The sequence below is a fragment of the Citrobacter sp. VF227 genome, from assembly GCF_052950715.1.
Map to the genome: position 1 here is coordinate 1 of NZ_JBRFVF010000352.1, position 477 is coordinate 477.

At 54.3% G+C, this 477-nt stretch carries 2 pseudogenes; both read left to right on the top strand.

What is annotated here, in order from left to right:
* A pseudogene (locus tag ACU8YC_RS26710) lies at positions 1 to 302 on the top strand (sulfatase-like hydrolase/transferase); the annotation flags it as partial.
* Between the two features lie 99 nt (positions 303 to 401).
* Positions 402 to 477, top strand: a pseudogene (locus ACU8YC_RS26715) (hypothetical protein); the annotation flags it as partial.

Sequence of the window (477 nt, forward strand, 5' to 3'; positions counted from 1 at the left end):
GCGATGAGCTTTACGACAGGCGTAACGATCCAGATGAACTACACAACCTGATAGATTCGCCACAATTGGCCGACGTTCGCTGCCAGATGCACGACGCGCTGCTGGACTACATGGATAAAATCCGCGCTCCGTTTCGCACCTATCAGTGGAGTTTGCGTCCGTGGCGTGCTGATGCCATACCGCGCTGGATGGGGGCTTTCCGCCCGCGCCCTGAAGACGGCTATTCTCCGGTTGTACGTGATTACGACACCGGTTTACCGACCCAGGGCGTAAAAGTGGAAGAGAAAAAGCAGAAGTTCTGACTACAATGCCAGTTGGCGCAAATATCCTTATTTGCAACTTACTTGTAGGCCGGAGAAGGCGCTAGCCACCATCCGGCAATGACAACCAGAGGAGTTTGGATGAAGATTTCCCGCCTGGGTGAAGCGCCGGATTACGGCTTCGAGTTGGCAAATGAACGCACTTTTCTGGCGTGGG